The sequence below is a fragment of the Flavobacterium sp. P3_A6 genome, assembly GCF_056403035.1.
On sequence record NZ_JBFUGG010000002.1, the window covers coordinates 132,310 to 150,865 of the forward strand.

At 35.3% G+C, this 18,556-nt stretch carries 16 protein-coding genes and 1 pseudogene; 6 read left to right on the forward strand and 11 right to left on the reverse strand.

Annotated elements, in window-relative coordinates; translation table 11 throughout:
* Positions 1-29: 29 nt before the first annotated feature.
* The 3 genes from AC1DVP_RS02505 to AC1DVP_RS02515 all read right to left on the reverse strand — a co-directional run bounded on the left by AC1DVP_RS02505 (position 30) and on the right by AC1DVP_RS02515 (position 3,369).
* Positions 30-1,025 carry an NAD(P)H-dependent glycerol-3-phosphate dehydrogenase gene (locus tag AC1DVP_RS02505; protein ID WP_477181979.1) on the reverse strand — a complete coding sequence of 332 codons (996 nt, stop codon included), beginning with the start codon at positions 1,023-1,025 and terminating at the stop codon, positions 30-32.
* Between the two features lie 296 nt (positions 1,026-1,321).
* Positions 1,322-2,485: an iron-containing alcohol dehydrogenase gene (locus AC1DVP_RS02510; protein ID WP_477181980.1), complete on the reverse strand. Its 1,164-nt coding sequence runs from the start codon at positions 2,483-2,485 to the stop codon at positions 1,322-1,324.
* Positions 2,486-2,598: 113 nt separating this feature from the next.
* Positions 2,599-3,369: a type 1 glutamine amidotransferase domain-containing protein gene (locus tag AC1DVP_RS02515; RefSeq protein ID WP_477181981.1), complete on the reverse strand. Its 771-nt coding sequence runs from the start codon at positions 3,367-3,369 to the stop codon at positions 2,599-2,601.
* Positions 3,370-3,458: 89 nt separating this feature from the next.
* Between AC1DVP_RS02515 and AC1DVP_RS02520 the strand changes: the two genes are divergently transcribed.
* Positions 3,459-4,355: a LysR family transcriptional regulator gene (locus AC1DVP_RS02520; protein WP_477181982.1), complete on the forward strand. Its 897-nt coding sequence runs from the start codon at positions 3,459-3,461 to the stop codon at positions 4,353-4,355.
* On the opposite strand, the gene nadD is transcribed toward AC1DVP_RS02520, so the two are convergent.
* From nadD to AC1DVP_RS02540, 4 genes are all read right to left on the reverse strand, one after another.
* Positions 4,356-4,967: a nicotinate (nicotinamide) nucleotide adenylyltransferase gene (nadD, locus tag AC1DVP_RS02525; RefSeq protein ID WP_477181983.1), complete on the reverse strand. Its 612-nt coding sequence runs from the start codon at positions 4,965-4,967 to the stop codon at positions 4,356-4,358.
* Between the two features lie 66 nt (positions 4,968-5,033).
* Positions 5,034-5,603: a guanylate kinase gene (gene gmk / locus AC1DVP_RS02530; protein WP_477181984.1), complete on the reverse strand. Its 570-nt coding sequence runs from the start codon at positions 5,601-5,603 to the stop codon at positions 5,034-5,036.
* Positions 5,604-5,671: 68 nt separating this feature from the next.
* Positions 5,672-6,532: a YicC/YloC family endoribonuclease gene (locus AC1DVP_RS02535; protein WP_477181985.1), complete on the reverse strand. Its 861-nt coding sequence runs from the start codon at positions 6,530-6,532 to the stop codon at positions 5,672-5,674.
* 88 nt (positions 6,533-6,620) lie between these two features.
* The gene (locus AC1DVP_RS02540) at positions 6,621-6,971 is read right to left on the reverse strand and encodes an arsenate reductase family protein (protein WP_477181986.1); all 351 of its coding nucleotides are present in this window, start codon (positions 6,969-6,971) and stop codon (positions 6,621-6,623) included.
* A 160-nt stretch (positions 6,972-7,131) separates the two neighbouring features.
* On the opposite strand from AC1DVP_RS02540, the gene AC1DVP_RS02545 reads away from it, so the two are divergent.
* Positions 7,132-7,587 carry a DinB family protein gene (locus AC1DVP_RS02545; protein WP_477181987.1) on the forward strand — a complete coding sequence of 152 codons (456 nt, stop codon included), beginning with the start codon at positions 7,132-7,134 and terminating at the stop codon, positions 7,585-7,587.
* 58 nt (positions 7,588-7,645) lie between these two features.
* Positions 7,646-8,803 (forward strand): annotated as a pseudogene (locus AC1DVP_RS02550) (cystathionine gamma-synthase); the annotation flags it as partial.
* Between the two features lie 58 nt (positions 8,804-8,861).
* Here AC1DVP_RS02550 and AC1DVP_RS02555 read toward each other — a convergent pair.
* A complete protein-coding gene (locus AC1DVP_RS02555; protein WP_477181988.1) occupies positions 8,862-9,647 on the reverse strand; it encodes a THC0290_0291 family protein in 786 nt (261 codons plus the stop codon).
* Between the two features lie 300 nt (positions 9,648-9,947).
* On the opposite strand from AC1DVP_RS02555, the gene gdhA reads away from it, so the two are divergent.
* The 3 genes from gdhA (at position 9,948) to recO (ending at position 14,764) form a co-directional block, all read left to right on the forward strand.
* Positions 9,948-11,291 carry an NADP-specific glutamate dehydrogenase gene (gene gdhA, locus AC1DVP_RS02560; RefSeq protein WP_477181989.1) on the forward strand — a complete coding sequence of 448 codons (1,344 nt, stop codon included), beginning with the start codon at positions 9,948-9,950 and terminating at the stop codon, positions 11,289-11,291.
* A 398-nt stretch (positions 11,292-11,689) separates the two neighbouring features.
* Positions 11,690-13,984 (forward strand): type IX secretion system anionic LPS delivery protein PorZ, encoded by a 2,295-nt coding sequence (gene porZ, locus AC1DVP_RS02565; protein WP_477181990.1) that lies wholly within the window; start codon positions 11,690-11,692, stop codon positions 13,982-13,984.
* A 66-nt stretch (positions 13,985-14,050) separates the two neighbouring features.
* Positions 14,051-14,764, forward strand: a complete 714-nt coding sequence (recO, locus tag AC1DVP_RS02570; protein ID WP_477181991.1) for a DNA repair protein RecO — start codon at positions 14,051-14,053, stop codon at positions 14,762-14,764.
* A gap of 202 nt (positions 14,765-14,966) precedes the next feature.
* Here the strand turns inward: recO and AC1DVP_RS02575 are convergent, their stop codons facing one another.
* From AC1DVP_RS02575 to AC1DVP_RS02585, 3 genes are all read right to left on the reverse strand, one after another.
* Positions 14,967-15,407 carry a peptidoglycan-binding domain-containing protein gene (locus AC1DVP_RS02575; RefSeq protein WP_477181992.1) on the reverse strand — a complete coding sequence of 147 codons (441 nt, stop codon included), beginning with the start codon at positions 15,405-15,407 and terminating at the stop codon, positions 14,967-14,969.
* Positions 15,408-15,456: 49 nt separating this feature from the next.
* Positions 15,457-16,752, reverse strand: coding sequence for an ATP-binding protein (locus AC1DVP_RS02580; protein ID WP_477181993.1), 1,296 nt, complete (start codon positions 16,750-16,752; stop codon positions 15,457-15,459).
* A 183-nt stretch (positions 16,753-16,935) separates the two neighbouring features.
* A complete protein-coding gene (locus AC1DVP_RS02585; protein ID WP_477181994.1) occupies positions 16,936-18,534 on the reverse strand; it encodes an eCIS core domain-containing protein in 1,599 nt (532 codons plus the stop codon).
* Positions 18,535-18,556 lie beyond the last annotated feature (22 nt).

Genomic DNA, 18,556 nt, shown 5'->3' on the forward strand with positions numbered 1-18,556 from the left:
TTTCTCTTGATTCCTTTTTCTAAAAAATCTTAATCCAATTCCTCAGTTAGTTTTTTAAATACTGCTTTGGCTTCTTTTCCTTCGTACAAAATAGCATAAACAGCATCAATGATAGGGGTGCTTGCACCATAACCTTGATTAAGTTTGTAGGCGCTTTTTACAGCATAATAACCTTCGGCAACCATACTCATTTCCATTTGTGCCGATTTTACGGTATATCCTTTTCCAATCATATTTCCGAACATTCTATTTCTGGAAAAAACAGAATAACCTGTAACCAATAAATCTCCCAAATAAGCAGAATCATTGATGTTTCGCTTCATTTTATGCACTTTCTTGATGAATTTCTTCATCTCGCGAATTGCATTGCTCATAATAACCGACTGGAAATTATCGCCATAACCCAATCCGTGCGCAATCCCTGCAGCAATGGAATAAATATTTTTTAGCATTGCGGCATATTCAGTTCCTATAATATCGTCAGAGATTTTTGCTTTGATATAGTTTCCGGATAAATTTTTGGCAACGATGCCAGCTTTGTCCTGATCGCCACAAGCAATCGTTAAGTATGAAAGTCTTTCTAATGCTACTTCTTCGGCGTGGCAAGGACCCGTAATTACACCAATATTGTAATAAGGAATATCATATTTGTAATGAAAATGTTCCCCAACGATCAAACTGGTTTCGGGAACAATTCCTTTTATGGCAGAAAAAATTATTTTGTCTTTCAGGGAAACTGTCAGTTTTTCCAGTTCGCCGTTTAAAAAAGCGGAAGGAATTGCAAATATGATGTAATCTGCATAAGCGACAGCTTCGTTTATATCATTGGTAAGTTTTAGTTTTGTATTGTCAAATTCTACAGAGCTTAAGTAATTGGGATTGTGCTTGTAATTTTTAATGTGTTCTATGGCAGCGTCATTACGCATATACCATGAAATCTCGGGAAGATTTACGCACAACATTTTAGCTATAGCTGTAGCCCAGCTTCCGCCACCAATGACTGCAAATTTTAAATTATCGGACATTTTTTTATTAAATTTCACCAAAAGTACTTAAAATTATATCAATAACACAAATTAATTTTCTTTGCAAGTCTTGAATTTATTGGACTTTATAAAGTTTCTGCTAAAAAAATAGATTATTAATATTTTTTTTTGATTTTATACAATATAAACACAACACTTACGTTGTAAGTCATTATAAATAAATTGTTTACAATTTAAATATAAAATTGAGTTAGTTAGTTTTGTTTTAGTATTTTAAAAGGCGTTCTTATTGGTTAAGTGAACGCCTTTTTTTATTTACAGTTTTTGGTACAGATTTAATAACTTGCCAAAACAATTTCTTTTACTTTTTCCAAAGTAATATTTTGTTTTTCTCCTAAGGCTTTCCAGCCTCTTTTTTCAAAACGGTCTACAATGAAATCGGCAGTTTTTTCGATATTTTCCGCATTTTCGGAGAGCAGGGTTTTCATTCCCATAGTGTGAAAGAAGGCAACTGTTTTTTCAATAGCTTTTGTAGCAATTTCTTCTTCAGATCCTGTTAGATTAAAGACGCGTTTTCCATATTGAGCCAATTTTTCTTTTTTGGTTTCAAACATTACTTTATATAAGTTAGGGCCAATGATTGCTAGTGTTCTGGCATGGTCAATTCCGTAAAGGGCTGTCAATTCATGGCCAATCATGTGGGTTGCCCAATCACTTGGAACTCCTTTTTGAATCAGTCCGTTTAAAGCCATGGTACAGCTCCACATAAAGTTGGAAGCCAAAGCATAATCCGTTGGATTTTCTGCCACATCTGGACCAATTTGGATTAAGGTCTGCAAAATGCTTTCTGCAATTCGATCTTGTAAAAACCCTTCGTGCACATAGGTTAGGTATTGCTCCAGTACGTGTGTGTAAGCATCCACAACTCCATTTTGCAGTTGTTTTTTAGGCAATGATGCAATGACAGTCGGGTCACAAATGGAAAATTTAGGAAATAGAGCGGAACCGCCAAAATCTAGTTTTTCTTGAGTCGACGCAATTGTTACCACCGAACCCGAATTCATTTCGCTTCCTGTTGCGGGCAAGGTAAGAACGGTGCCAAACGGAATCACAGCTGCTCCTTCTTTGAAAAGTATTCTCTTTTTTAGAATATCAATTGGATCACCTTCAAAAGGAACGGCAGCCGAAATAAATTTAACACCATCAATAACGCTTCCGCCACCGACGGCCAAAATAAAATTAATGTTTTGTTCTCGGATAACAGCAACGGCTTTCATCAAAGTTTCAAAACGAGGATTGGCTTCGATTCCTCCAAATTCAACGATTTCATATCCTTCCAGGCTTTTGCGAACCTGCTCGTGAACTCCATTTGCAAAAATGCTTCCTCCGCCATATGCTAAAAGGATTTTGGCATTTGTTGGAATTAATGTATTTAATTTTTCTATTTGTCCTTTTCCAAAGACCAATTTGGTAGGATTGTATAATTCGAAATTTAGCATGATGTTTGTTTTTTATTAAAGACACTAAGTTGCTAAGATTCTAAGTTTTATGAAAGTTTATTTTCAAATATAATTTACTTAAATCTTAGCAGCTTAGTTTCTCAGAATCTATTTTATTTTTTTGAATTCAATTGAGCCAATAATTTCGCAGCAACCAGTTTGGATGAAGCTGGGTTTTGACCAGTAATTAATAATCCATCTTCCACGGCGTATGGATGCCAATTTTCACCTTTACTATAAATTCCTCCATTTGCCTGTAGTGCATCTTCCAATAAAAAGGGAACAATTTTGGTTAACCCAACTGCTTCTTCTTCGGTGTTGGCAAAACCAGTTACTTTTTTTCCTTTTACCAAAAATTCGCCATTTGCTTTTACATTTTTTAAAACCGCAGGAGCATGACATACAAAGGCTACTGGTTTTTTATGGGTATAAAATGACTCAATCAACGCAATGGAATTTTTATCTTCAACTAAATCCCAAAGCGGACCGTGGCCTCCTGGGTAAAAAACGGCATCATAATCAGCTTGATTAACATCGGCTAATTTTTTGGTATTTTTTAGTTTCTCCAATAAAACGGCATCTGCATCAAATCGTTTTGTGTCCTCGGTTGCCGATGAAGGGTCGGCACTTTTTGGGTCAATTGGGGGTTGTCCTCCCTTAGGCGTAGCGATGTCAATAATCACGCCTTTATCCAATAATGCATAATATGGAGCCGCCAATTCTTCGATCCAAAATCCTGTTTTTTCACCTGTGTTACCCAATTGATCGTGGCTGGTAACTACGAATAATACTTTTTTCATCTTTTTATTATTTTGTTTTTGTGCAGTTGCCATAAAGCAGCTCACGGTTAATGCTAGAAGAGTTAATACTGTAAATTTTCTCATGATTTAATTTTTTAGTACAGCAAATTTATGGCGAAAATGATATTAGTAAAAATAATTTAAATTATGTTTGTGATAAATATATTTATATCATGGTCAATCTGGAATGGTACCGAACGTTTAAATCGGTGTATAAAAACGGAAATTTTTCTTTGGCTGCCAAAGAATTATTTATTAGTCAGCCCGCTGTAAGTCAGCAAATAGTGATGTTGGAAGCACATGTGGGCTACAAGCTTTTTAACCGAAAGTCCAAAGGGGTTGAACCGACAGAATATGCTAAGTTACTCAATAATCTAATTATTGATGCTTTGGATCGATTGGAGAATGTTGAGAACGGATTTAGAGCCAAAGCTTTTAATGCTAATAGATTGTTGTCGGTCGGTATTTCCAGGCATTTAATGAGCAGTATAGGGAGTGTTTTGGTCGCTAAATTTGATTTTATCGATTTTACATTCCATAATAATGATGCGCTTTTTGATTTAGTGAATTCCAAAAAATTGGATTTTGCCATAGTGACCAAAAAAATCGACACTTTTGACACGATTCAAAAAAAGGCAGGTGATATCAAGCAAGTTATAGTTGGTTCTGCAAACATCGAACTTTCGATTTTTAAGCAGAATATTAAAACCAAAGATTTTAAAGCCATTGAGAATTGGCTAAACGATCAAAAATGGTACAGTCACGATGCCGGAATTCCGCATATTAAATTATTCTGGCTTCATGTTTTTGCCAAAAAAAGGCCATCAATTGTGGCCAATTATATCATTCCATCAGAATATGAAATGCTGGAAATTCTTAGCAAGAATACAGGAGTTGCGGTTACTTGGAATATTAATGCTAAAAATTTTATTCAGGAAAAAAAACTGCAATTGATATGGAACAGCAAAGAAATGCCAAGCACAGAAGTATTTTTATTATCAGGTAAAAATGATAATTTGAGTCCTTTTTTTGAGGACATAATGGAGGAATTAAAAGAATGTTTAAATTGATTATTTCCTGTAAAAATTATTATGATCGATATATTGCCAAACTTTATTAGGCAATAAAGGCTGAACATTTTTCCCTTTCTTCACATTTTCCCGAATAAAAGTCGAAGATATTTCAACAACGGGAGCGTCAATCAAATGGATTTTTGGATGATTTTTAAGTTCCAAATCCTGCTTCGCCAGTTCGCCTTTCAGGCTCGTGTCGGTTTCTGATGAAATTCGGGGATAAACATAGATATCGTGGTGTTCCAAAATAACTTCATAGTTTTTCCATTTGTGCAGTGACTTCAGGTTGTCTTCGCCCATAATCAGGGAGAATTCATGATTTGGAAATTTTTCCTGTAAATGAACCAGTGTATTTACCGTGTAATTGGGCTGTGTTAATTTAAACTCAATATCCGAAGGTTTTATTTTTGGGAAATCTTCGGTAGCAAGATGCACCATTTGCAAGCGGTGGTAATCGTCAAGTAAAGTAGCTTTCTTTTTTAGCGGATTGTGTGGTGTTACGACCATCCAAATCTGATCTAAATCGGCATGCTCTGCCATGTGATTGGCAATGATAAGATGCCCAATATGAATTGGATTATAGGTTCCGAAATAAAGTCCGATTTTCATTTTTTAGTGATTAGTGATTAGTTGATAGTGATTAGCGTTATTTATTAATCACTATCAACAAATTACTTATTTTACAAAATCCTTAACCAATTGATACGCTTCTTCAAGGGCAACAGGTAAATCGTAGTTTTTTATAATTACGTCAAATTGTGGTGCAGTTGCGAGTTCTACCGAAGCTTTGGCGATACGCATATTGATTTTATCTTCGCTTTCGGTGGAGCGTTCTTTCAATCTTCTTTTGAGTTCATCTACGCTTGGAGGCTTTACAAAAACAGCCAAAGTTTCTTCTGGGAATTTATGTTTGATGCGCAAACCGCCAGCTACGTCAATATCAAAAATCACGTTTTTGCCTTGCGCCCAAATGCGTTCTACTTCGCTTTTTAGCGTGCCATAGAAATTGTCGCGATAGACTTCTTCCCATTCTACAAAATCTTCTGCTTTGATGTGGTTTTTAAACTCTTTCAAGGACATAAAGTAATAATCCTTTCCGTTTACTTCTTCGCCTCGTGCTTCACGTGTAGCTGCCGATATGGAAAACTCCAGATTCAAATCTTCTTTTCCTAATAAATGCCTGACTATAGTGGTTTTCCCAGATCCCGATGGCGCCGAGAACACGATTAATTTTCCTTTTTTCATTGTTTTAGTAATTAGTGATTAGTGAGTAGTAATTAGCACTATTCACTAATCACTACTCACTAATTACTTTATAGTACATTAAGCACTTGTTCCTTAATTTTTTCTAATTCATCTTTCATCTGAACCACTAATTTTTGCATTTGTGCATGATTCGATTTGGAACCCATAGTGTTGATTTCACGGCCCATTTCCTGTGTAATGAATCCAAGTTTTCTACCGTTGGCTTCTGTTCCGTTGATGGTTTCCAAGAAGTAATCCAAATGATTTGTCAAACGAACTTTCTCTTCGGTGATATCCAGTTTTTCTAAGTAATAAATCAATTCTTGTTCAAAACGATTTTCATCCACATTGACTTTCAATTCTGCGATTGCAGTCTGCAAACGGTCTTTTATTGCCTGAACACGCTCCGGATCTAGTGCCAAAGCTTCATTCATGTATTGGCGAATGTTCCCGATGCGCAATTGAAATTCATTTTCCAGAGATTGACCTTCGTCTTTTCTAAAATTCAGAATGTTTTGCAACGCTTCTTCGATTACCGTTTGGATTTGAATCCAGTCATTTTCGTCGATTTCCTCGCGTTCTATTTTCATAGTGTCCGGCATACGCACGGCCATTTTCATTAATTCGGTTTCATCGGCATTGGCATACACTTCTCTCAATTGATTGATGTAGGCTTTTACGATAGGCACATTTACTTTGGTGGAAGTCTGTTCTGCGGTACTTTCGATAAAAATAGAAAAATCAACTTTGCCTCTTTCCAGTTTTAGGGCGATTTGGTTGCGTAAACCCAGTTCCATTTCGCGATAGAGAGAAGGCATTCGTACATTTAAATCCAAACCTTTACTGTTTAAAGATTTTACTTCTACCGTAATTTTTTTGGATGGTAATTGCAAAGTGGCTTTACCAAAACCAGTCATCGATTGTATCATATATTTTTCTAAAAGTGTTCAAAGATAAGGAAAAAGTTTTCAGTGATCAGCTTTTGGTATTTAGAGACTTAGTTGATGCCTTTTGGGATTAACCCAATGCTTTCATCACTTGAAGAATGTTTTGCTGTGTGTTGCCAATGTAGATTTTGTCATTGATGATAAAAACGGGACGGCTCAGAAAAGTATAATGTTCCAAGATGTATTTTTTATAATCATCTTCGGTGAGGGATTTGTTTTTTAAATCCATCGATTTATACAGTTGTGCTTTTTTGCTGAACAAAGCTTCATAACTTCCCGAAAGATTATACATTTCCTCTAGTTCTTCAACAGTAATAGGATTTTGCTTGATGTCATGAAAAGCCAGATCATGGTCTTTTGGAAGTGATTTTATAATTTTTCGGCAAGTGTCACAAGATGCGAGGTAGTATATTTTGTTCATTATTTTTCTATTTTCTAAATGCAAAGGAAAACATTTGACATTTAAAATGTTTATTTTTATGCAAAAATTACGATGATGAAGTCGTCTTTAGTAACAATTTTGACAAAGTAAAAAAAGACGATTACATATATTACCATAATAATAAATAAATTTTACATACATGAAAGATACATTTGAAGTTAACAGTACTAGCAGAAAAATGCTAAATGCTTATTTTGAAAATTACACATTAGAGCAATTGAATAAAATTCCAGAAGGATTTGGTAATAATTTAATTTGGAATATTGGTCACATTGTTGTGACACAGCAATTATTAGTTTATAAATTATCAGGATTGCCAATGATGGTTTCGGACGCAATGGTAGAAAAATATAAAAAAGGGACGAAGCCAGAACAGGATGTTACGCAAGCAGAGGCAGATGAAATAAAAGAATTATTGTTTGATACGCTGCATAAATTGGAAGTAGATTACAACAATGGTATTTTTGTAAATTATCAAGAATACCCGACTTCTACTGGATTTATTTTGAAAAGTGCTGTAGGAGCTATAGAGTTCAATAATTTTCACGAAGGGCTTCATATTGGAATTATGATGAGCATCAGAAAGTTTGTATAGATTGTTTATCAGCTCAATAAAAGCAAAGCGGTAATTTAGACAGAAGCAAAAAGAATCTAAAAAAGATAAAATGAAATTTAATACCAAAGTTATTCATGGAGGTCAGCATCATGATCCGAGTACAGGCGCAGTAATGCCTCCAGTTTACCAAACTTCCACATTTGTGCAGACAAGTCCAGGAAAACCTTTAAACCCAGATTATGAATACAGCAGAGCGGCAAATCCAACTCGTACTGCTCTTGAAAACGCTTTGGCAAGTATCGAGAATGGAACACGCGGTTTAGCTTTCTCATCAGGACTTGCAGCTACTGACTGTATTTTGAGATCGTTTAAAGCAGGTGATGAAATCATTGCGATGGACGATTTATATGGCGGAACCTACAGAATGTTTACCCGTATTTATAAAGATAGCGGCATCATATTTCATTTTGTAGACATGAATGATTTGGATAAATTCGAGGCATTAATTAATAGCAATACGAAATTGGTTTGGGTCGAAACCCCAACTAATCCTTTGATGAAATTGGCCGATATTCAGGAAATTGCCAAGATCACGAAAGCCAATAATATTCTTTTTGCGGTGGACAATACTTTTGCAACTCCTTATTTGCAAAAGCCGTTGGATTTAGGAGCAGATATTGTCATGCACTCAGCGACCAAATATTTGGGAGGACATTCGGATGTAATTGCGGGCGCTTTAATTGTAAAAGACGAAGCTCTTGGAAATCAATTGCATTTTCAGCAATTTGCGACTGGAGCAACTTTAGGGCCAATGGACAGTTTTTTGGTGCTAAGAGGTATTAAAACCCTGCATTTAAGAGTACAGAGACATTGTGAAAATGGTGATAAAGTAGTTCAGTTTTTGAGCAATCATCCTAAAATAAAAACCGTTTATTATCCAGGATTACAGAGTCATCCGTATCACGAAATTGCCAAAAAACAAATGAGCGGATTTGGCGGAATGGTTTCTTTTACTTTTGTATCTGGTAAAAAAGAAGATGCGATAGATTTTCTGGAAAAGCTAAAAGTTTTTACGCTGGCAGAATCTCTTGGAGGTGTCGAATCATTAGCTAATCATCCAGCATTAATGACGCATGCATCCATTCCGGAGGACAAGCGAAAAGAAGTCGGAATCACTGATGATTTGGTTCGTCTGAGTGTAGGTATTGAAGATGCCGAAGATTTAATAGCCGATTTGAATCAGGCATTAGCATAAAACTAAAAAATCCAACTTTGATTATAAAGTTGGATTTTTTTATGTAAGAAATATTTTTTTAATTGTCCAGATATAGAATATATCCTAATCCGATAAAAGTTAACCAGTCATTATTTTTGTTTTCTGTAAACAATTCTCGATTAGGATTAAGACCGTCAACCCAATCCGAATTGAAATATTGAGCTCTTATATCAAATACAAGATCAGACATTGGGCTCAGTTTATAACGGGTTCCAATATTTAGAACTCCAGAAAAAACCATTTTGCTTTCATTAGAAAATCCATAAGGATGCCCGTCTGAAGGAACCAAATATTTCGGATGAGTGGTAGTTGTATTTCCAAGCTCGCCTAATTCAGAAGTTGCTGTAGCAGTATAAAAATTGACTTGAGGGCCCAAAGCTATATATGGTGCAAAACTTCCTATTGTTCTCTCAAAATCGTGAATATGCACAAAGCTGTATTCAAGCTGAAAACCTAAATTAACTAATTGGGTTGAACCTCGCATCGCTTTCAGCTGTTTCGATGCGATTGTGTTTTTTTCAGCCCATTTTCCATAATGCTGTAAATTGGTTTTACTATAGGAAAGCTCATTTCTCACTTTGAAATGTTCTGCGAAATAGTTATTTACAAAGTCAGTATAGGAGAAATTCATATAGTCGACAAATGCAATTTGAAACCCCATATTGTTTAAATTGGTTTGTGTATCGTTACGCTGACCATAATCAGAACGAAATTCAATCCGTCCAGCTATTACACCTATCTCATGGCTGATTCCTGCTTGCGAAAAGGAATTAAATGGCAAGCCAGTTAATAGTAGTAATGCAATTATTTTTAGTTTAGTCATAAGTAGGCGGCATTTTAGTGACTGAGCAAAGATATGAAAAGCACCAAGATAGAATTTATTAAATATAAAAAATAAATAGTAATAAAATTAAATTTAAAAAAAAGAGTATATCTTTATAATCATTATTAATACTATATCGATTTCGTAAAAACACTATCTCATGTATTGAATTTTTTATAAATGACTAATAAAAAGATAATTTTACTTCAATATGGTGTAAAAAAAGTTAAAATATTCGAATAAGATGTATCTTTGCAAAACTAACGGAAGCGTTTATCAAACGCTTATAATTTATTAACCATGTCACAAAGTATTACAGATTTTATAGAATTGGTTGCCAAAAAAAATCCGAACGAGCCGGAATTTATGCAAGCTGTTACTGAAGTTGCCGAAACAGTAATCCCTTTCATCGAAGAAAATAAAAAATATCAGAACAAAATGATTTTGGAAAGAATGGTCGAGTCAGATCGTATTATTATGTTCCGAGTAGTTTGGGTAGATGATAAAGGTGATACACAGGTAAATAGAGGATACCGTATTCAAATGAATTCGGCTATCGGACCATATAAAGGAGGGATTCGTTTCCATCCTTCAGTAAACTTAAGTATTTTGAAGTTCTTGGCTTTTGAACAAACTTTTAAAAACAGTTTGACCACATTGCCAATGGGCGGTGGAAAAGGTGGAGCCGATTTTGATCCAAAAGGAAAATCAGACAACGAAGTAATGCGTTTTTGTCAATCTTTTATGACAGAATTATCAAAACATATTGGTGCCGATACAGACGTACCTGCCGGAGATATTGGTGTTGGCGGAAGAGAAGTAGGATATATGTTTGGTCAATACAAAAGATTGGTAAACGAATTTACTGGAGTTTTAACAGGTAAAGGAATTTCTTTCGGTGGGTCATTAATCCGTCCGGAAGCTACAGGATACGGAGATGTATATTTTGCACAAAGTATGTTGGCTACCAAAGGCGAAAGCTTCACAGGGAAAACAGTAGTAATTTCCGGATCTGGAAACGTCGCGCAATATGCTGCCGAAAAAGTAATTCAATTGGGAGGTAAAGTAGTGACTATGTCTGATTCTGCTGGATATATTTATGACGCCGATGGAATTGATGAAGCCAAATTGGCCCATGTAATGGAAATCAAAAATGAGTTGAGAGGAAGAATCAGCGATTACGCTGCTAAATATCCAAATGCAAAATATGTGGCCGGTAAACGTCCATGGGAAGTGAAATGTGATGTTGCTTTACCTTGTGCAACCCAAAACGAATTGAACGAAGACGAAGCAAAAACGCTTGTTGCCAACGGATGTATTTGTGTTGCCGAAGGAGCAAACATGCCTTCTACACCGGAAGCTATTCACGTTTTCCAAAAAGCCAAAATTTTATTCGCTCCGGGAAAAGCTTCCAATGCTGGTGGAGTAGCTACTTCAGGACTTGAAATGTCCCAAAACTCATTGCGTTTAAGCTGGACTTCCGAAGAAGTGGACGAAAGATTAAAAATGATCATGAAAGACATCCACGCTTCCTGTGTAAAATATGGTACCGATGCAACAGGTTTTACAGACTACGTAAGAGGAGCCAACATCGCTGGATTTGTAAAAGTAGCCGATGCTATGCTTGCTCAAGGAGTTGTATAGAAATTTTAGATTTCTGATTAACGATTTCTGATTTCTGATTTTAAAGCAGGATTGATTAATCACCATTAATAAATACAAAATGCCTTTTTTCTGTAAAGATTAAAGGCATTTTTTGTGCTTATAAAATTCAGTTCTAATGGCATTTACTTCGTCAGTTTGTAAAAGCTCGTGTGGGCGAAACCCCATTATGAAAAGGAGGCTGATTTAACATTCCGATTATTCGCCCCCCTTTCTATAATGCGGTCGGGCTATCCGCTCCGCAGCGACATCCCTTTCGCAGGCTATTATATCATTCAAAAGGTAAGTGCTGTATTTTATATTTTTAAAATCGTTAATCTTCATTCAAAAATCCTTAATTCTTTCCTTTGTGTTATATTTGTGAACCAATTTGTTGTTCAATGCAAAAAAGACTGTCATACCTGCTTTTTTTACTCATGGTTCAAATCACTTTTGCTCAAAGCAATTTGTCTTGGCAAGGATATTTCTCTTATACCCAAATTAAAGCCGTTTCCGAATCGCCAAAAGCAATTTACGCCGCTTCTGAAAATGCCTTGTTCTCCAAAGATAACAGCACCAATATTATAAAAACTACCACAACAGTCGATGGACTTGCGGGCGAAACCATTACGGCACTGTATTACAGCCCAACTTTTAATAAAACAATTATTGGATATCAAAACGGTTTATTAACCGTAATCAACGAAGCCGATGGGTCGATGCTTAGAGTTGTGGATATTATCAATAAAAATTTGCCGGCCAATATAAAACGAATCAATAATTTTATGGAGTACAACGGAATTGTCTATGTCTCCACCGATTTTGGAATCGTACAATTCAATTTAACCACTTCGCAATTTGGCGACACTTATTTTATTGGCGACAATGGTGCCGAAATCAAAGTTTCTCAAACGGCAATTTACAACGGATTTATTTATGCATCCACATCCAGTGGTATTCGAAAAGGAAGTATAACTAATCCCAATTTAATTGATTACAAACAATGGCAAGTAACAGCAACAGGTGATTGGTTCGGAATTGCCTCTTTAGGAACTGAGCTGTATGCTGTAAATGCAACGGGCTATGTTCACAAATACGATTCGGCATCCAATACTTTTAATGGCTTTTTGCAATTATCAGAACCTGCTGTTAATTTTCGATCAACTGCCGATTACTTGATTGTGACAACACCCAATTCTGTTTTGATTTACAATAAGCAAATGGTACTGCAGCGCCAAATAAATAAAGATCAGATTCTGCAGATGAATTCAGCCTTTAGCTGTGCTACCATAATTGACGCTGTTATTTTTATAGGAACCACCGAAAACGGATTGATAACAACAACGCTTTTGCCCTCATTAACATTTGATAATATAACTCCAATTGGGCCTTCCCGAAATAGTATTTTTGCGCTGCAGGTTACCCCAACGCAGCTTTGGACAGTGTATGGGGATTATGATAATTTTTATAATCCGTATCCATTGGATAATTTAGGAATTAGTAAATACACCACAGCGGGATGGCTCAATATTCCTTTTGATAAGGTGCTTGGTGCCAAATCTATGACTCGGATTGCAATCAATCCTGCAAATGAAAAAGAAGTATATGCGAGTTCTTATTTTTCAGGTTTATTAAAAATACAAAGTGATATTCCAACGATTTTATACAATCAAAACAACAGCAGTTTAGAATCTTTGACAATCAGCCCGCCGGATCCCACTTATATCGATATTAGAATCGGGGGGACGGCCTTTGATAAATCGGGAAATTTATGGATTAACAATTCTAGAGTTGTAAATGGTCTAAAAATGCTAAGTCCCGGCGGACAATGGAAGAGTTATGCCATGGATAAAATTATAAATACACCTGGGAGCAATGATTTTGGCACTATGGTTATTGATAAGTATGGGACAAAATGGATGTCGACCAATATAAATGGCGTAATAGGATTTAACGAAAGCAGCAATACGTTCAAAAAAATGACTTTTGGCGCTGATCAGGGAAATTTGCCCGTACAAGATGTTCGGGCTCTTGCTGTAGATAACAAAAATCAGCTTTGGATTGGAACCACAAAAGGATTGAGAGTTTTGTATAACGTGAATGACTTTCAAACCGAAAGCCAGTTAACAGCGGAAAGCATTATTATTATGGAAGATAATCTGGCTCAAGAACTGCTTTACGAGCAATTTATAACCGACATTGAAGTAAATGGTGCTAATGAAAAATGGATTGCAACTGCAGATGCAGGCGTGTTTTTGGTCTCTTCAAATGGTCAGGAAACCAAGTATCATTTTACCACAGATAATTCGCCGTTGCCAAGTAATGTGATAAACGATATTAGCATTAATAAGGGTACTGGCGAAGTCTTTATAGCTACTTCCAAAGGTTTGATTTCGTTTAAAGGAATTGCCACTTCGGCCAGCAATAATCTAAATAATGTATATGTGTACCCTAATCCCGTTCGTCCAGAATACGAAGGGACTGTAAAAATAAACGGATTGCTTAACAAAGCCAACGTAAAAATTACCGATGTTGCGGGAAATCTAGTTTACGAAGCCACTACCGAGGGCGGAACTTTAGAATGGGACACCACTGCTTTTGGGAAATACAAAGTAGCATCTGGGGTGTACATGGTTTTTGTATCTGCTCAAGATGGAAGTGAAACAAAGGTTAAGAAAGTGATGATTATAAGGTAGTGCTAAATAATCAGTTTTTTAGTATTCAGCATCCATCCGAAAATCCAATAATCTAATAGTCCAAACTTGTTAGTCAAAACCAAAGCCATAGTAATATCAGCCTTAAAATTTCAGGAAAAAAGCTTGATTGTAAAATGTTTTACTTTATCCAGCGGACTGAAATCGTACTTTGTGCGGGATGCTTTTTCGTCTCGGAAAACGAGCCAAAAAATGGCTTATTTCCAGCCTTTGACTATTATAGAGATTGAAGCTGTTCATAAAAACAAAGGAACTCTGGAAAATTTCAAAGAAGTAAAAATATCGTCCCCTTTTCATTCAATACATTCGGATATTTTCAAAAGCACTATGGTTTTGTTTCTTTCCGAAATTCTGCATCATTCCATTCACGAGGAAGAGAAAAATGAATCCTTGTTTACTTTTTTAGAAACCGCTTTGCATTGGTTAGACCAGCACGATGAAATTTCTAATTTTCATTTGATTTTAATGCTGGAAACAACAAAATATCTTGGGTTTTATCCAGATACGTCAGATATCGACATGGCTTTTTTCGAAATGATAGAAGGCGTTTTTACTCCTTTTCATGCTATTAGTTCACTCACAGAACATGAAACTCAATTGTTTAAAAAATTAATTCAGCTGAAATTTGATAACGACCAAAAAACGTTTCATGTCATTGAAAGACAATTGCTTTTAAAGATTTTAATTGATTATTACAGCTTTCATCTCGACGGATTCAAAAGACCAAAATCGTTAGATGTTTTGAAAGAAGTTTTTTCTTGATATTATTATAGGTCATAAACAAAATGCTAAATATTTCCTTTTAGCAGAAACTATATTTACTAAAAATTAATCAGCTATGTTTACACTAAAGACTCAATTGTGCCAACAGTATCGTAGCTGTAGGTTAACGGCATCAGGATTTTGATTTTTTTCCCTGAATAGAAGCTGTTTGGTTAATTATTGCCTGAACAAATCCCATGCACTAAAACCATTCGGTTCCTTCATGTCCGTCCATATGGCTTCGTACCCAAGGATCAGAATTACTTTGATTGTTGATTACAAGTTCAAAAGGATGATTTTTAAGGTGATTTTTGGCTATATTCAGAATTAATACTCTTAAATTATTCCCTGATACTGTGTCTTCAAAAGCTTTTTTGAGTGGAGATGCCAGTAAATAGAATACTTTTTGGTCTATACTTCCTGTTTGCGGTAAGTTGTTGAATTTTTGAAAATTAACAACTGTTTTCTCAGTTGGTGGTAAATCTCCGTCAATACCAGTAGCAGTTCCCGAGCTTGGATTTTGCATTGCAAATAAATTTAGCCAAGACAGAATTTTTTCGATGTCTTTTTTGTTGTTGGCCGCACCATTTCGTTGTTGGGGACTCTTTATGAGTAACTCTTTTTGGCAGAATGTTTTTTGCATGACTTTTTTGTTTTAAATTTTTCCCAAATTATGTTACATCTTCTCAATTTTATCCAGTTTTGGAAACCAAAGTTGACGTAATAAAAAGTTTTTCTTCTTTGTTGTATTCTAATTCGATTCCTTTCATAATATGCTGGGAATCAATTACAATTGTGTTTTCGTCAAGTGTTTGTAAACAGGCAAAAGCCATTGCCGACACTATTTGCGCACCATTGAGTTCATAATTTTTGGCTGCTGTTTCGAGAATGTTATGATCTTTGAGTTTCGTTTTTTTAGGCATACAGTTGTGCCATAATTGCAGTCGTTCTTCGGCAGTGGGTTTGTTAAAATGAATAATAGAATTGAATCTTCTTAAAAAAGCATCGTCAATATTATTTTTAAAATTTGATGTAAGAATTACCAGGCCGTTAAAATTTTCGACTCTTTGCAATAAATAACTAACCTCTTGGTTTGCGTATTTATCATTGGAAGATTTGGTTTGTGTTCGTTTTCCAAATAAGGCGTCGGCTTCGTCAAAAAGGAGAATCCAATCTTTATTCTCGGCTTGAATGAATATTTTTTCGAGGTTTTTTTCTGTTTCACCAATGTATTTGGACACGACTTGTGATAAATTAATACGATATACATCTTTTCCAAATTCCTTTCCGAGCAAAGTAGCTGTAAGTGTTTTTCCTGTACCCGATGATCCATAGAATAAACTTCGGTAACCAGGTGCAATTTGTTTGGCCATTCCCCAATCGTGACGCAATTGATTTTGATGTTTTAGCCAAAGCTTGATTTGATGGATTTGATAATGTGTAGTTTCATTTACAACCAAATCTTTCCATTCCATCTTGGTGGTGACTTCTTGTGCTGGAAAGTTTGGACCAAATTTGGGTTTTAGTTTTTCGCCAAAAAATAAAAGATGAACTATTTCTGGTTGCAAAATAATGCGTCCGCTCATTAATGGTTCCCCTTCTTTTACATCACCCAGAAATAAAATGTTTTCTTTGAAAAACCAGTGATTGGGAGAGAATAAATCCTGTATTTGCAATCGGTAATTAATATCCTCTTTTGCCAAAATATATTGTATCGTTTCCCCCGTTGGCAACATTCCTCTGTGATTGTCCAGTCGAATTCCTCCCAATTCTGAAATTTCACCACCCTCTGGAAACACTTCTTTTATGATGGTGTCAAGAAAATTGGGCAGTACATGCGGGACTAAAGCCAATAATAGGATTACGGACTCAGCATGAGTTGTTTCTTTTTTTAATACTTCTGAAAAAGAGTTTTGGAAATTATAATTTGGGCCTATCTCATTTGAAAGGCTAGAAAAAATATAAGATTTTAGAGTTTGAAACAGCATAGTTTTTTTCTTTTATTCAATCACTTAGGTTTAACAAGTTTAGCAGAAGTATTCTTCTTTTTTTAGACTTTGGTCATTGTTTTTTCATTCTTAATGGTTATAAATTGTAACTTATTAAGGATTGTTTTTGTTAATTGAATTTAAGAGCCTAATTCAGAACTTTTTTATTTAGATCAAAATTTTTTATTGGAAAACAAATCCAATTTTTAAGGACAATGCTTGTAAAGCTGGATCATTTCTAACTATATTTTTAATTATGTTGTATTCAAAGCCTATCATTAAAGAGTTTTGAATATTATAATTTAGGCCTGCACCGCCTGTTATACCTACTCCCCATCTGCTACTATCCGAAATATTTGTACCAGCATCCGGAGATATTATTCCGCCTATTCCTCCTCCATAGATGTAAAAATCTGGTAGGTAAACTATTTTTTGAGGTTTAAATTCTAATTGTAAACTTGAACTGAGGAAAGATGGACTACTAGAAGAAAGCCCAATTGAAGCTTGATTTAATGATTGAAATCTTAGTTTATTTCCTAAAATAGAATAAAATTGATGAACATATGATCCTTGTAATGAAATTCCTGATGATTGATTTTGGAATGAGCTTGTATTGAAATCATAACCAATTCCAAAAGTTTTTTTACTTCCGTTCATCCATCCGGATAATGCATTTGGAGAATCCCATAATAATCCATATCCTCCAATAGGGCTTTTATTAACTGATTTTAGAATATGACTTGTAAAACTTGTACATTGATTGCTATATAAATTATAATCAGGTTTAGAATTACAAAAACTAATTGCGGCATTTTTAGCGCTATCAAATTCTGTATCTGTTAATGTAAATTCTTGGGTGGATGATGGTTTATGTGCTGTGTCTGGATGATGTACACAACCTTTTACATCTTTAAATGGTTCAGAAGAATCAAAACCTGATTCTGGCCAAAAACCATAAGACCAATATTCTCCATTTGTTTTAATTAATGTAATCCAAGAATGTCCTACTGGCCAAGATTTACTGCCACCTTCTTTTTTAAGAGGAATAGTTAAAAAATCAGATTCTTTATCAACATTTATAATTAATTTGGGCTCATCTATTTTGCTTTGTGTTCCATCTTTTTTTGAACAATCGGCTGAACAATCGGCTGAACTTAATTTTTGTACTTTCCTTTCAACTCCACCACCTTGCTGCACCGTATGCGTCAACTCATGCGCCAACAAATGTTTGCCCGAGTCAGAATTCGGGTTGTATTTACCTTCGTTAAAATAAACATCATTGCCTACTGTAAATGCCTGTGCATTTAGTTCTCTACTCATTTGAACCGCTTGGCTTCCGGTATGAATTTTTACATCTGAAAAATCGGTGCCAAAACGGCTTTCCATAAAGTTTTTTGTGCTATGATCCATTACGCTTCCTCCACCTTTCGAACTATTAATTTGATTTTCAACGTGACTTGGCGCGTATGATTCGCTACCATTTTCTGTTGATGAACGTTGAATTAATGGTGATATACTTTCAGCTAATGATTTTTTTTGAATTTTTTCCTCCTGTTCACATGCGGCACATTTTCTTTGCACCAATGCGCCTGTATGAGACACATTTTGTTGTTGGGGCTCCTGCATCCGCATCACCTTATTAGCCACAGCATCTGCTTCTACTTCATAATTGTCATTGGCAGAGCCTACACTCAATTTTTTTTGAATGACAGGTGTAAAAAAAGGAACATTTGGTTTTCCTGTTTTTGGCTTGGGTTCTGAATGACTTGGCGAGTGATTCATTATTCGTTTTTTATATTTTGTT